This window comes from Streptomyces sp. NPDC005070 (assembly GCF_053600395.1).
The window spans coordinates 17,615-30,672 of record NZ_JBSFZS010000046.1; the positions used below are offsets into that span (position 1 = coordinate 17,615).

Annotated in this window: 11 protein-coding genes; 6 read left to right on the forward strand and 5 right to left on the reverse strand. The window is 71.1% G+C overall.

Annotation, left to right across the window (positions count from 1 at the left end):
• Window positions 1-30: 30 nt before the first annotated feature.
• Entirely contained in the window at window positions 31-1,428 is a 1,398-nt protein-coding gene (locus ACWEBX_RS17815; RefSeq protein WP_451885773.1) for an NAD(P)/FAD-dependent oxidoreductase, read from the forward strand.
• 135 nt (window positions 1,429-1,563) lie between these two features.
• Here the strand turns inward: ACWEBX_RS17815 and ACWEBX_RS17820 are convergent, their stop codons facing one another.
• The 3 genes from ACWEBX_RS17820 to ACWEBX_RS17830 all read right to left on the reverse strand — a co-directional run bounded on the left by ACWEBX_RS17820 (window position 1,564) and on the right by ACWEBX_RS17830 (window position 5,202).
• Window positions 1,564-2,796, reverse strand: coding sequence for an MAB_1171c family putative transporter (locus ACWEBX_RS17820; protein WP_451885774.1), 1,233 nt, complete (start codon window positions 2,794-2,796; stop codon window positions 1,564-1,566).
• Between the two features lie 542 nt (window positions 2,797-3,338).
• Window positions 3,339-4,190, reverse strand: a complete 852-nt coding sequence (locus tag ACWEBX_RS17825; protein ID WP_451885775.1) for a class II fructose-bisphosphate aldolase — start codon at window positions 4,188-4,190, stop codon at window positions 3,339-3,341.
• 130 nt (window positions 4,191-4,320) lie between these two features.
• The gene (locus ACWEBX_RS17830) at window positions 4,321-5,202 is read right to left on the reverse strand and encodes an SIS domain-containing protein (protein ID WP_451885776.1); all 882 of its coding nucleotides are present in this window, start codon (window positions 5,200-5,202) and stop codon (window positions 4,321-4,323) included.
• Between the two features lie 122 nt (window positions 5,203-5,324).
• Here ACWEBX_RS17830 and ACWEBX_RS17835 point away from each other — a divergent pair, with 122 nt between their 5' ends.
• Both ACWEBX_RS17835 and ACWEBX_RS17840 read left to right on the forward strand, forming a co-directional pair.
• A complete protein-coding gene (locus ACWEBX_RS17835; protein WP_451885777.1) occupies window positions 5,325-6,104 on the forward strand; it encodes a DeoR/GlpR family DNA-binding transcription regulator in 780 nt (259 codons plus the stop codon).
• 233 nt (window positions 6,105-6,337) lie between these two features.
• Window positions 6,338-7,783: a glyceraldehyde-3-phosphate dehydrogenase gene (locus ACWEBX_RS17840; RefSeq protein WP_451885778.1), complete on the forward strand. Its 1,446-nt coding sequence runs from the start codon at window positions 6,338-6,340 to the stop codon at window positions 7,781-7,783.
• A 118-nt stretch (window positions 7,784-7,901) separates the two neighbouring features.
• Here ACWEBX_RS17840 and ACWEBX_RS17845 read toward each other — a convergent pair whose 3' ends face one another.
• The gene (locus ACWEBX_RS17845) at window positions 7,902-8,396 is read right to left on the reverse strand and encodes an SRPBCC family protein (protein ID WP_451885779.1); all 495 of its coding nucleotides are present in this window, start codon (window positions 8,394-8,396) and stop codon (window positions 7,902-7,904) included.
• A 363-nt stretch (window positions 8,397-8,759) separates the two neighbouring features.
• Here ACWEBX_RS17845 and ACWEBX_RS17850 point away from each other — a divergent pair, with 363 nt between their 5' ends.
• Window positions 8,760-9,926, forward strand: a complete 1,167-nt coding sequence (locus tag ACWEBX_RS17850) for an MFS transporter (RefSeq protein ID WP_451885780.1) — start codon at window positions 8,760-8,762, stop codon at window positions 9,924-9,926.
• Window positions 9,927-10,204: 278 nt separating this feature from the next.
• Window positions 10,205-10,975, forward strand: coding sequence for a maleylpyruvate isomerase family mycothiol-dependent enzyme (locus ACWEBX_RS17855; RefSeq protein ID WP_451885781.1), 771 nt, complete (start codon window positions 10,205-10,207; stop codon window positions 10,973-10,975).
• Window positions 10,976-11,037: 62 nt separating this feature from the next.
• Here ACWEBX_RS17855 and ACWEBX_RS17860 read toward each other — a convergent pair whose 3' ends face one another.
• Entirely contained in the window at window positions 11,038-11,451 is a 414-nt protein-coding gene (locus tag ACWEBX_RS17860) for a MarR family winged helix-turn-helix transcriptional regulator (protein ID WP_451885782.1), read from the reverse strand.
• Between the two features lie 85 nt (window positions 11,452-11,536).
• Between ACWEBX_RS17860 and ACWEBX_RS17865 the strand changes: the two genes are divergently transcribed.
• Window positions 11,537-13,033, forward strand: coding sequence for an MFS transporter (locus tag ACWEBX_RS17865; RefSeq protein ID WP_451885783.1), 1,497 nt, complete (start codon window positions 11,537-11,539; stop codon window positions 13,031-13,033).
• Window positions 13,034-13,058: the final 25 nt, after the last annotated feature.

Below are 13,058 nucleotides of genomic sequence, written 5' to 3' on the forward strand. Positions count from 1 at the left end.
TGCCGATCACCACGGACACCTGGGGGAACCATGTCGCGCCGCGCTGTCGTCATCGGCGGGAGCCTGGCCGGCATGCTCGCCGCCGCTGCCCTGTTCCGGTCCATGGACGAGGTGATCGTCCTGGAGCGGGACGAACTGCCCGACAGACCGTCCCCGCGCAAGCGGATCCCGCAGGCACGGCACGCCCACATCCTGCTGCCGAGCGGACGCGACGCGATCCGGGAACTCCTTCCGGTGGCGAACGTGCACGGCCGCCTGCTCGCCGCGGGAGCGCGCGAGCAGTCCATGACCGACATGCTGGGTTTCGGCCCGCAGGGCTGGTACGGACGCTGGCCGACCGTGACCGAGGACCTGCTGCTCACCTGCTGCAGCCGTGACCTGCTCGACTGGACCCTGCGTGACGCGGTCCTCGGCACCACTCCCGTCCGGGTCCGCCGGGCCGAGGCGCTGTCCCTGCTGGGTACCGCGGAACGCGTCACCGGTGTCCGTGTCCTCTCCGAAGGCCTCGAGGAGGACCTGCGCGCCGACCTCGTCGTCGACGCGAGCGGACGGGGTTCACGTGCCGAGCACTGGCTCGAAGCGCTCGGCGTGACGGACATACCGACCGACGAGGTCGACTCGGGGCTCGTCTGCGCCAGCCGGGTCTTCCGCGTCCCGAGGGGCGCCGAGGACTTCCCGCTGACCCAGATCGAGGCCGACCCGGCCACGTCCCGTCCCGGGCGTTCCGGGACGCTGGTGCCGATCGAGGACGGCCGCTGGCTGGTCACGCTCGCGGGCACCCGCGGCGGCGAACCCGGCCCCCGTCCGGAAGCGTTCACCGACTTCGCCCTCAGCCTGCGCCACCCGCTGATCGGCCGGCTCATCTCGGCCGCCGAGCCGCTCGGCGAGGTGTTCCTCAGCCGCAGCACCCGCAACAGACGCCGCGATTTCGAGAAGGCGGCCATGCCCGAGGGCCTGGTGGTGCTCGGTGACGCCGTCGCCACCTTCAACCCCGTCCACGGCCAGGGCATGTCGGTCGCGGCCCTGGGCGCCCAGGCGCTGAGCAGACAGTTGCGGCAGATGGATGTCACAGCTCCGGGCTTCGCCCGTGACGTCCAGCGGGCGGCCGCCAGGTCCGTCTCGGCCGCCTACACGGTGAGCACGTCGCAGGACCAGTGGTTCCCGGAGGTCGTCGGCAGGGCTCCGACGCTCTCCGACCGGCTGATCAGCCAGTACATGGGCCGGATGGCCCGGGTGGCGACCACCTCGTACGCCGTGTCCGCGGCCAGGTGCAAGGTCCTCACGCTCCAGGCCGACACGAGCCGTCTCGTGCACGGCGAGCTGCTCATGGCCACCTTGAAGGGCCCCGTCGCGGAGCCGCCGGCCGGACCTCCGCTGACGTTCGAGGAGAGCGCCTTCGTCGACTCCGTGGGCCCGCTCGCCGTGTGACGGCGGTGGGCGCGGTACGGGCGCGGGTCCCGGCCGTTCGGCGTGGGTCCCGGCCGTTCACGCTCCGGGCTTCCGTCCTGCCGTCGTACGAGCGCGCGGGGGCGGCCGTTGCGCGGGCCACCGCGCCGGACGCGGTCAGGACGGCTGCCGAACCGCGGTTCTGCGGGACTGGATCGCGGCGTCGACGATCGGTGTGCGCACCGCCTTGGACAGGCTCAGCAGGGACGGCTGCCCGGTGTCCAACGACCGCGAACCGCCGGCCGGCCGTCGTACGCGCGCGCCGACCGAGACCACCACGTCGACGTCACCCACCGAGATGCCGATGGTGCCGGTCTCCGCCAGGGGAGTCGGCGCCTCGGCGAGAGCGGCCACGGCGACCATCGCGGCCATCCCGATCATCTCGGCCTCCGCCGCCGAGGATCCGGCGGCCAGCGCGTCCCGGCAGGCATGGCTGCGCACTTGGTCGTCGAGCTGTCCGGCGAGCCGTTTGAGGCCGTCGCGGATGGCGGTCTCCCTTGTCGTGAGCCGCAGTTCGACGTCGCCGATCATCCGCCACGAGAGCGCGGTGACGCAGCGCCGGCGGCTGGTCGGCCCCGCCAGCAGCCGGAACAGCGGACGCAGCCGTACGAACGTGACGGCCGAATCGATGCGCGGGCCGACGAGGGGAAGGATGTAGCCGGCCGAGGCGAGACAGGAGCCGACGGCCACCAGCGGTGCGACGCTGGTGCTGAGGCTGTCCCAGCGGTGTCCGAGCCAATGAGCTGTCAGCGCGACGGACTTGACGACGCCGTAGGCGCTGGTGAACAGCCAGCCCAGTACGAGCAGGACCAACGAGCCCCGGGTCCAGCGTTTCACCTTCCGTATCCAGCTCCAGCACAGCAGGGTCGTCGTCACCGCGGCCACCATGTGCGCCACCAGGTACAGCACGATCATCTCCCGGATGAACGGCGTCGAGGCGTAGTAGGTGTCGAAGTCGGCCCGGCGCTCGACCGGGGCGTCGCCCAGCGAGAACAGCACGCCCTCGGCGGCGATCACTCCCAGGTAGCTGAACAGCCAGGCCCGCGACGTGCGCCGCACCTGGACGGGGTCGTTGCCCCGCCAGTGCACGATGAGGATGAGCGAGGCCGCGCCGAAGGCGGTCACCGCGCCGTAGGTCAGCGGTGCCGCCATGTTCGGTATGCCCGTAACGCTGTTGACGAGAATGACGGTCGGCGGCGCGCCGAGCACGAAGCAGAGTCCCGACAGCAGGATGACGGCGCAGAACGACCGCTTGAGCGGGTCTTCGCGGTGCCGTCGCAGGTCGGGAAGCTGGGCGGCGAGTCCCATCCAGAGGACGGCGGCGGCCAGGTAGTAGATCAGTCCGTTCACAGCGGGCCCAGAGGCACGCGCGGGCGGAGTCCCCGACGGTCACCGCGGCGAGGGCGCACGCCCCGATGCGCGCCGCGGTGCGGGCCGGTTGCGGAGATCGCCCTGTTCACCGGGGTGTACGCCCCGACCTCGGGCGCCGACCTACCGATACCGGCCAGAAGTTGACCGCTCAAGGCCTTCTCCGTCCTGCGCCCGGCCCGGTGCCGGCCCTGCCCCGAAAACACCGCAAACCCCTGCTCCCCGCGTTCATGGGGGCATCCGGACGCGTGCCCGGGTGGCCTCCGGGGCGAAGGTTCACCCGCGAGCCTGCCGTGCCCTTTCGGCCTCCTCATAGTCGTTCACCCTAGCCACCTTGTCACCCGCTCGAACTGCCGTCGGTGCAAAAGCACATGCGTGGAAAACGGCTTCCGCCCGCCTCGGTGCGCGGCGGGCGGTCGCTTTTGGGGCGCATATCCGGCTGTAGCGGTATCTGGAGGGCGCTCAGACCCGCAGCACAGGGCGTTCATGCCCGCGGCGGCTCACTCCACGCGGCACAAGGACACTCACCCTCGCAGCACGGCGATGAGCTCCGCCACCGTCCGCGCCATCGCCTCGCGCCCCACACCCAGGTACTTCCGTGAGTCCACGGCGTCGGGGCTGGCGGTGAGGAACTCCCGTACGGCGCCCGTCATCGCGATGTTCAGCGCGGTGCCGATGTTGACCTTGGCGATACCGCCTTCGACGGCCGCCCGGAGCTCTCCGTCGGGCACCCCGGAGGAACCGTGCAGGACGAGGGGGACGTCGAGCGCGGCGGCAAGGCGTTTGAGGAGGTCGTGGTCGAGGGCCGCGGTCCGGGTGGTCATGGCGTGCGAGCTGCCGATCGCCACGGCCAGGGCGTCCACGCCGGAGTCGGCCACGAAGGCGCGGGCCTCCACGGGGTCGGTACGGGCACCCGGCGCGTGCGCGTCCCGCGCGGGTTCGCCGCTCTTGCCACCGATCTCCCCCAACTCCGCCTCGATCCAGAGGCCTTGGGCGTGCACCCAGTCGGCGGCGGCGCGGGTCGCCGCGAGGTTCTCCTCGTACGGCAGGCACGAGGCGTCGTACATGACGGAGCTGAACCCGGCACCGGGCGCCTGGCGCAGCAGACCGTCGCTCTGTACGTGATCGAGGTGCAGGGCGACGGGCACGGAGGCCCGTTCGGCGGCGGCGGTCGCGGCACGGGCCAGCGGCAGCAGCCTCCCGTGGCGGAACTTGACCGCGTTCTCGCTGACTTGGAGGACCACGGGCGCGCCCGCCGACTCCGCCCCCGCTATGACGGCCTCGATGTGTTCCAGGGTGATGACGTTGAAGGCGGCGACGGCGGTCCGGTCCTCGGCGGCCCGGGCGACCAGTTCTCCGGTTGCTGCGAGGGGCACAACTCCTCCTGTTCCATGGGGGATCGAGCCGGAGCGATGGCTTCGGCGGCACCGGCGGCCTCAAGGGCTCGGCGGCTACGGCGGTTCCGCGACTACGGCGGCTTCAGCGAGTGCCGAGAGTGCAGCCGGTTCAGCCTTCGAGAATCACCGAGCGGGTGAGGTGGCGGGGCTGGTCGGGATCGAGGCCGCGCGCCGCGGCGACGGCGACGGCGAGGCGCTGGGCGCGGACGAGTTCGGCGAGCGGGTCGAGGCCCCCGTCGACCCACAGCCCACCGGTCCCGCGGACCTGTTCGGCGAGCCCCTCGGGCGCTTCGCCGAGCATCCAGGTGGCGGTCCCCCGGGTCGTGATGCTGATGGGGCCGTGCCGGTACTCCATGGCGGGGTAGGCCTCGGTCCAGGCGAGGGACGCCTCCCGCATCTTGAGCCCGGCCTCGTTGGCGAGCCCGACGGTCCATCCGCGGCCGAGGAAGGTGAACTGCGAGCAGTCGACGAGCCCTTGGGGCAGCGGGGTGTCGAGTGCGGTGCGCGCGTCCGCGACGACGGCCTCGCGGTGGAGGCCGAGGTGGGCGCGGAGCAGGGTGAGCGCGGTCGTCGCGAACCGGGTCTGCACGACGGACCGTTCGTCGGCGAAGCCGAGCACGACGACGTCGTCCGCGGACTTCATCACGGGCGTGTCCGGATCGGCGGTGACCGCGGTCGTACGGGTCCGTCCGCGCAGCCGGCCGAGCAGTTCGAGCACTTCGGTGGTCGTCCCTGAGCGCGTCAGGGCGACCACGCGATCGTACGAGCGGCCCGCGGGGAACTCCGAGGCGGCGAATGCGTCCGTCTCCCCCTGCCCGGACTGTTCGCGGAGCGCGGCCGCGGCCTGCGCCACGAAGAACGAGGTGCCGCATCCCACGATCGCGACGCGCTCCCCGGGCGCCGGCAGCGCGGCCGCGTGCGCGGCCGCCTCGTCGGCGGCGCGGATCCAGCACTCGGGCTGGCTGTTCAGTTCGTCTTCGACATACGTCATGGCTTACCCCTCCCACCGATGCTCATTTCTGCAAGATATAGCGAGGTTTCGAGCACAATCAAGCATCTGAGCGCGGATGAGGTGCGTTAAGGTCGCGGAGGAGCGAGGAATGGAGAGCGCCGATGTCGCGGGACGCCCGGTGGAAGGCGCTGCTGGAACTGCTCGTGGAGCGGGGCCGTCTGGACGTCGAGGAGGCCGCGGCGCGGCTGGAGGTCTCAGCGGCGACGATCCGGCGTGACTTCGACCAGCTCGCCGAGCAGCAGATGCTCGTGCGCACCCGGGGCGGCGCGGTCGTGCACGGCGTCTCGTACGAACTGCCCCTGCGTTACAAGACCGCCCGTCACGCCTCGGAGAAACAGCGCATCGCGAAGGCGGTCGCCGGCCTGATCACCCCCGGCGAGGCGGTGGGTCTCACCGGCGGCACCACGACGACCGAGGTGGCCCGCGCTCTCGCCGTACGCCCGGACCTGGCGTCGGGCTCCCCCGCGCTGACCGTGGTCACGAACGCGCTCAACATCGCGAACGAGCTCGCCGTACGCCCCCAGTTCAAGATCGTCACGACCGGCGGGGTCGCCCGGCCGCAGTCGTACGAGCTGATCGGACCGCTCGCGGATGCCGTCCTCAAGCAGATCACCCTGGACGTCGCGGTGCTCGGCGTGGTCGCGTTCGACGCCACGCACGGCGCCGCCGCCCACGACGAGGCGGAGGCGGCGATCAACCGCCTGCTGTGCGAGCGGGCCGAGCGCGTGATCGTCGCCGCCGACTCCAGCAAACTGGGGCAGCGCGCGTTCGCCCGCATCTGCGCGGCCGAGTCGGTGAACACCCTCGTCACGGACGCAGCGGCGGGACCCGAGACGATCGGACGGTTCGAGGAAGCCGGCATCGAGGTCATGGCCGTATGACGGTCCGGTACTTCAACCGGACGACCGCCCGCGCCTGAAGGACCCGGCTTTCGGGGGCGTGGCCCGGCTCGCGGGGGCGCGACCCGGCTCGCGGGGCGGGACCCGACCGCCCCCGATTCCCCTGCCACGACGCCCCGGCGGACGTCGACCTCCCCACGAGTGGACACCGCATGAACGCCAGAAACAGGAGCCGGTTACCATATGAGCGCCACCTAGCTCGAAAGATGATTCCTGTGACTGTCAACGACGACGCGTTCACCAACTGGAAGACCCGCGAAGAGATCGCGGAGTCGATGATCCCCATCATCGGGAGGCTGCACCGGGAGCAGGACGTCACCGTTCTCCTGCACAGCCGCTCCCTGGTGAACAAGTCGGTGGTGAGCATTCTCAAGACCCACCGCTTCGCCCGGCAGATCGCCGGCGAGGAGCTCTCGGTCACCGACACGCTTCCGTTCCTCCAGACCCTCACCACGCTCGATCTCGGCCCGTCCCAGATCGACATCGGCATGCTCGCCGCGACGTACGCCGCCGACGGCCGCGGGCTGTCCGTCGAGGAGTTCACCGCCGAGGCGGTCGCGGGGGCCACCGGCGAGAACAAGATCGAGCGCCGCGAGGGCCGTGACGTCGTCCTTTACGGCTTCGGCCGCATCGGCCGTCTGCTCGCCCGGCTGCTCATCGAGAAGACCGGCTCCGGCAACGGCCTTCGCCTGCGCGCCATCGTCGTGCGCCAGGGCGGCGACCAGGACATCGTCAAGCGCGCCTCGCTGCTGCGCCGCGACTCCATCCACGGTCAGTTCCAGGGCACGATCACCGTCGACGAGGCGAACAGCACGATCATCGCCAACGGCAACGAGATCAAGGTCATCTACGCCAACGACCCGTCCGAGATCGACTACACCGCGTACGGCATCAAGGACGCCATCCTCGTCGACAACACCGGCAAGTGGCGCGACCGCGAGGGTCTGTCGAACCACCTGCGCCCCGGGATCGACAAGGTCGTCCTGACGGCTCCGGGCAAGGGCGACGTCCCGAACATCGTGCACGGCGTCAACCACGACACGATCAAGCCGGACGAGCAGATCCTGTCCTGCGCCTCCTGCACCACCAACGCGATCGTGCCGCCGCTCAAGGCGATGGCCGAGGAGTACGGCGTTCTGCGTGGTCACGTGGAGACCGTCCACTCGTTCACCAACGACCAGAACCTGCTGGACAATTACCACAGCTCCGACCGCCGTGGCCGCTCCGCGCCGCTCAACATGGTCATCACCGAGACGGGTGCCGCCTCCGCGGTCGCCAAGGCGCTGCCCGACCTCAAGGCGCCCATCACCGGCAGCTCGATCCGTGTTCCGGTGCCGGACGTCTCGATCGCGATCCTCAGCCTGCGCCTGGGCCGCGCGACCACCCGTGAGGAGGTCCTCGACTACCTCCGCAACGTCTCGCTGACCTCGCCGCTCAAGCGGCAGATCGACTTCATCAGCGCCCCCGACGCGGTGTCCAGCGACTTCATCGGCTCGCGCCACGCCTCGATCGTCGACGCCGGCGCCACCAAGGTCGAGGACGACAACGCGATCCTCTACCTCTGGTACGACAACGAGTTCGGCTACTCCTGCCAGGTCATCCGCGTCGTCCAGCACGTCTCGGGCGTGGAGTACCCGACCTTCCCGGCTCCGGCGGTCTGAGCCCGGATCCACCCGGGGCTCCTCCCGTATCGGCCTGAGGGCCGCCACCCGCACCGCGGATGGCGGCCCTCAGCGGTCGTCCACCGCGAGCATCGAAGCCGGTCACCCCGAGCCGGACCTACGCGGGAGAGTCGTCATGCGCGACGGAACGTGGCTGTAGGGCGCCACCGACGCCGCCTCGATGCTCGCCCACCGCGATCCGGGCCAGCTTCGTCAGCATCATGCCGTTGCGGATCGAGACGACGTAGTCCACGGGGAGTCCGTGCATCCGGATGCCCGGTCCTCGCAGGGGATGCCAGTCGAGAACGAACAGAGTGTTCTCGCCCCAGGGGATCAAGTTCATGGCGATACGGGCCGCGCCGAAGGGACCCGCCTTCGCTTCCAGCTCCAGACGGCGTGGCGGCTCACAGATGCGTACGACACAGACGTCGTCGAGGACCAGAGAGCCGACGCCGACTCGGACCTGCAGGCGGGCACCCACTTCAGGCCAGTGCGGGTCCACCGCGATGACTTGTCGGGTTCCCGAGACCCATTCCCCGTAGCGGTGGCCGTCGGACAGCAGGCCCCAGACTCCGGAGGGCGGGCTCAGGATCAACCGGCGATTCCGGGCCACGCCGACCACGCTCCTTTTCCGTCGGGACCGGCCCTCACGACCACGCTGTCGGGCGCGGAACGCCTCCTCAGTCGTCGAGCGCGCTCCTCAACGCTAGCCGCGCCGTACGTCTCCAGCACCCGCAACAACGGCCGGCCCGGTACCGGCGGCGGCACCGAGCACCTCGCCCCGCCCACACGGGCCCAGAGCGGCTCGACCGGAGCGCGACGAGGGCCCGAGCGGGGTTCCCTTCGGCCTCCACCAGCGCATTCGTACCATCGCGACCCCTCGCATCCCGCCCCGCCACTCCCCCTTGCCCCGAGCGTGGCAGCCGTCTAACGTGAGTTTGTGTCGCTAATAAACAAAACCGTTCCGCACAGTGTCGTGCCGGATCGTTCCCTCACCCGACTCCGTATCACCCTCACCGCCTTCTTCGCCCTGGACGGCTTCGTCTTCGCCGGGTGGGTCGCCCGTATCCCCGCCATCAAGCACCAGACCGGCGCCTCCGCCGGCACTCTCGGCCTCGCCCTTCTCGGCGTCTCCGCCGGAGCCGTGATCACCATGATGCTGACGGGACGCCTGTGCCGGCGGTTCGGCAGTCACCCGGTGACCGTGGCCTGCGCGGTGCTGCTGTCCTTGAGCATCGTCCTGCCCCCGCTCGCCCACTCGGTACCGCTGCTCGGACTGTTCCTGCTGATCTTCGGCGTGGGCTACGGCGGCATCAACGTCGCCATGAACAGCGCGGCCGTCGATCTCGTGGCCGCGCTACGACGCCCCGTGATGCCCAGTTTCCACGCGGCCTACAGTCTGGGCGGCATGCTCGGAGCGGCTCTCGGCGGGCTGGTCGCCGGGTATCTGTCACCGGCCCGCCATCTGCTCGGCATCGCCGTCATCGGCCTGCTCGTGACCGGCGTCGCGGGACACGCGCTGCTGCGCGAGGACGTCCCGGTGTCACCGGACCGCCCCCGGGGTGACGCGCCCGAGCGGCGACGCCGTCTCGACTCCCGCACGCGCGGCCTGGTGGTGGTCTTCGGGCTGATCGCTCTGTGCACCTCGTACGGTGAGGGCGCTCTCGCGGACTGGAGCGCGCTGCATCTGCAGCAGGACCTGGACGCCCGCCCGGGGACCGCCGCCGTCGGCTACTCCTGCTTCGCCCTCGCCATGACGATCGGCCGGCTGAGCGGGACGGCACTCCTCGAACGGCTGGGCCGCACCCGCACGTTGGTCATGGGCGGCGCGACGGCCTCGCTCGGGATGCTGCTCGGTTCCCTCGCGCCTTCCGTCTGGGCGACGTTCCTCGGCTTCGCCATCACCGGGCTCGGCCTCGCCAACGCCTTCCCTGTGGCGGTCGACCGGGCCGGTGCGCTCGCCGGAGCGAACGGTGTCGCGGTCGCCTCCACGCTCGGGTACGGGGGTCTGCTGATCGGGCCGCCCGTGATCGGGTTCATGGCCGACGGGTACTCCCTGCCGACGGCGCTCACCAGCGTGGCGGCACTGGCGGCCGTGGCCGCCCTGATCGGCTTCGCGACACGCCGCGCCGCCGTGGGTTGACGGGGGGGCTGGGAGGCGCGGCCACCGACGGGGGTGAGGACGCGCCGCGCCCCAGTGAGCCGACGAAAGCGGGCAGGCGCCGGGCCGCCATGGCCGACGGGGGCGGGCAGCCGCCAGGCCGACGGGCGCGGGCAGGCGACGGGCTTCCAGGGCCGACAGGGGCGGGCAGGCGCCGTCAGGGTCGAGGTCCCGTTCCGGCACGCTGAAGTCGGCTCCCCTCCCCCGCACTTCGGCCCCGCCCTCCGCGCGAGGCGCCCGCGTCCGGCACACTTCTCGGCATGGAGATTCGGGAGTTCGTGGAAACCCTGGACCGGGAGGGCCGGTCGCTGGCCACGGCCGCGGAGAAGGCGGGCGTCGACGCCGAGGTCGCGACCTGTGCCGGCTGGCAGGTCAGGGATCTGGTGCGGCACACGGGCATGGTCCACCGCTGGGCCACCGCGTTCGTCGCCGAGGGGCACACCTCGTACCACCCCGACGGCGGCCTGCCGGAGCTGGACCACGACGCGTTGCTGACCTGGTTCCGCGACGGGCACCGCCGGCTCGTGGACACCCTGACCGACGCCTCACCGGACGTGCGGTGCTGGAGCTTCCTGCCGGCACCCTCGCCCCTGGCCTTCTGGGCACGCCGTCAGGCGCACGAGACCACCGTGCACCGGGTCGACGCCGAGTCGGCGCTCGGCGGAGAACCCACCGCCGTCCAGCCGGACTTCGCGGTCGACGGGATCGACGAGTTGCTGCGCGGATTCCACGGCCGGGACAGGAGCAGGGTCCGCACCGAGGAACCCCGTGTGCTGCGCGTGCGCGCCACGGACCGCACGGACGCCGTGTGGACCGTACGCCTGTCGTCCGAACCACCGCTCGCCGAGCGCGGCGGTCACCCGCACCCCGACACCGACCAGAACGCGGACGTGGACGTGGACTGCGAGTTGGCGGGACCGGCCGCGGGTCTCTACCTGGCCCTGTGGAACCGCGCCCCGTTCCCGACCGTGACGGGTGACGCCTCACTCGCCACGCTGTGGCGGGAGAGGTCCGCCATCACCTGGAGCTGAGGGCCGCCTCCGCCGACCGGGCCTCCGGGTCCGGGCGGTGGACCGCACACCGGGCAGCCCGGTCAGTCCCCGCACACCGCCGGGTCGCCCGCCAGCATCCGGGCCAGGACCGCACGCTGCAACGGCAGTACCTCGCCGTGCAGTTCGCGCCCCTTCGGCGTGACGCACACACGCACGCCCCGCCGGTCCTCGGCGCACATTCCGCGCGTCACGAGGCCGTCCTTCTCCAGGCGTCCGATCAGCCGGGACAGGGCGCTCTGGCTGAGATGGACGCGCTCGGAGATCTCCTGGACGCGGAAGCTGGGGCCGCCGTCCGTCGCGGTGCCCGCCGTCAGCAGGTCGAGGACCTCGAAGTCACTGGCTCCCAGACCGTGCGGATGCAGCTCGCGGTCGAGTTCACACAGGGTGCGGGCGTGCACCGTCAGGATGCCGCGCCACTGGTCCACGAGCCCTTGCTCGGCATTCTCGGCAGCCATGCCCGCACCGTAGCAAAGAATCGACTTTGTTGCGTCGTAATTAAATGCGCTTACATTGAATGCATGTGCATGTACTGTCGGATCTATGACCTCTCCGCTCACCCACCCCGTGCCGGGACGCTGGACTCCCCGGCTGTGGGGCACCCTGCTCGTGCTCTGCGCCGCGATGTTCCTGGACGCGCTGGACGTGTCGATGGTCGGCGTGGCACTGCCGTCCATCGGCTCCGAACTCGACCTCTCCACCTCGACGCTCCAATGGGTCGTCAGCGGCTACATCCTGGGATACGGCGGACTGCTGCTCCTCGGCGGACGCACCGCCGACCTGCTGGGCCGCCGCCAGGTCTTCCTCGTGGCCCTCGCCGTCTTCGCGCTCGCCTCGCTGCTCGGCGGTCTCGTCGACTCGGGCCCGCTGCTGATCGCCAGCCGTTTCATCAAGGGTCTGAGCGCCGCGTTCACCGCGCCCGCGGGCCTGTCGATCATCACCACGACGTTCGCCGAGGGTCCGCTGCGCAATCGCGCGCTCTCGATCTACACCACCTGCGCGGCCACCGGATTCTCCATGGGCCTGGTCCTGTCGGGGCTGCTCACCGAGGCGAGCTGGCGGCTGACCATGCTGCTTCCCGCCCCCATCGCCGTCGTCGCCCTGTTCGTCGGCCTGAAACTCATCCCGCGCAGCGAACGCGAGAAGAGCCACGGGGGTTACGACATCCCGGGCGCCGTCATCGGCACCGCCTCGATGCTGCTGCTCGTCTTCACCGTCGTCCAGGCGCCCGAAGCCGGCTGGGGATCGGCCCGGACCCTGCTGTCCTTCCTCACCGTCGCCGTGCTGCTCACCGTGTTCGCCGGCATCGAGCGGCGCAGCCCGAGCCCGCTGATCCGGCTCGGCGTGCTGCGCTCCGGCAGCCAGGTCCGGGCCCAGCTCGGCGCGATGGCGTTCTTCGGCTCGTACGTCGGCTTCCAGTTCCTCGTCACGCTGTACATGCAGTCGCTGCTCGGCTGGTCGGCCCTGCACACCGCGCTCGCCTTCCTGCCGGCCGGCGCGCTGGTCGCCCTGTCCTCCACGAAGGTGGGGGCCGTCGTCGACCGGTTCGGCACACCCCGGCTCATCGCGGCGGGCTTCGCCCTGATGGTCGCCGGGTACGCGCTCTTCCTTCGCGTCGACCTCGACCCCGTCTACGCGACGCTCATCCTGCCCACCATGCTGCTGATCGGCGCCGCCTGCGCCCTCGTCTTCCCGTCCCTCAACATCCAGGCGACCAACGGCGTCGACGACCACGAGCAGGGCATGGTCTCGGGCCTGCTCAACACCTCCGTACAGGTCGGCGGCGCGATCTTCCTCGCGGTCGTCACGGCCGTCGTCACCGCGAGTTCCTCCGCGGGGTCCTCGCCCCAGGACGTCCTCGACAGCTACCGCACCGGCCTGATGGTGGTGACCGGCATCGCCCTGGCAGGCCTGCTGATCACCCTGCCCGGCCTGCGCACACGGCGACAGCGCGAGTCCCTCGTCGTCGCCCGGTCCGACCAGACCGACCAGACAGTGGCGAAGCCCGAGTCGGAACGGGTCACCGTCCACGATCGCTGAACACGTCCGACGCGCGCGCCCGCCG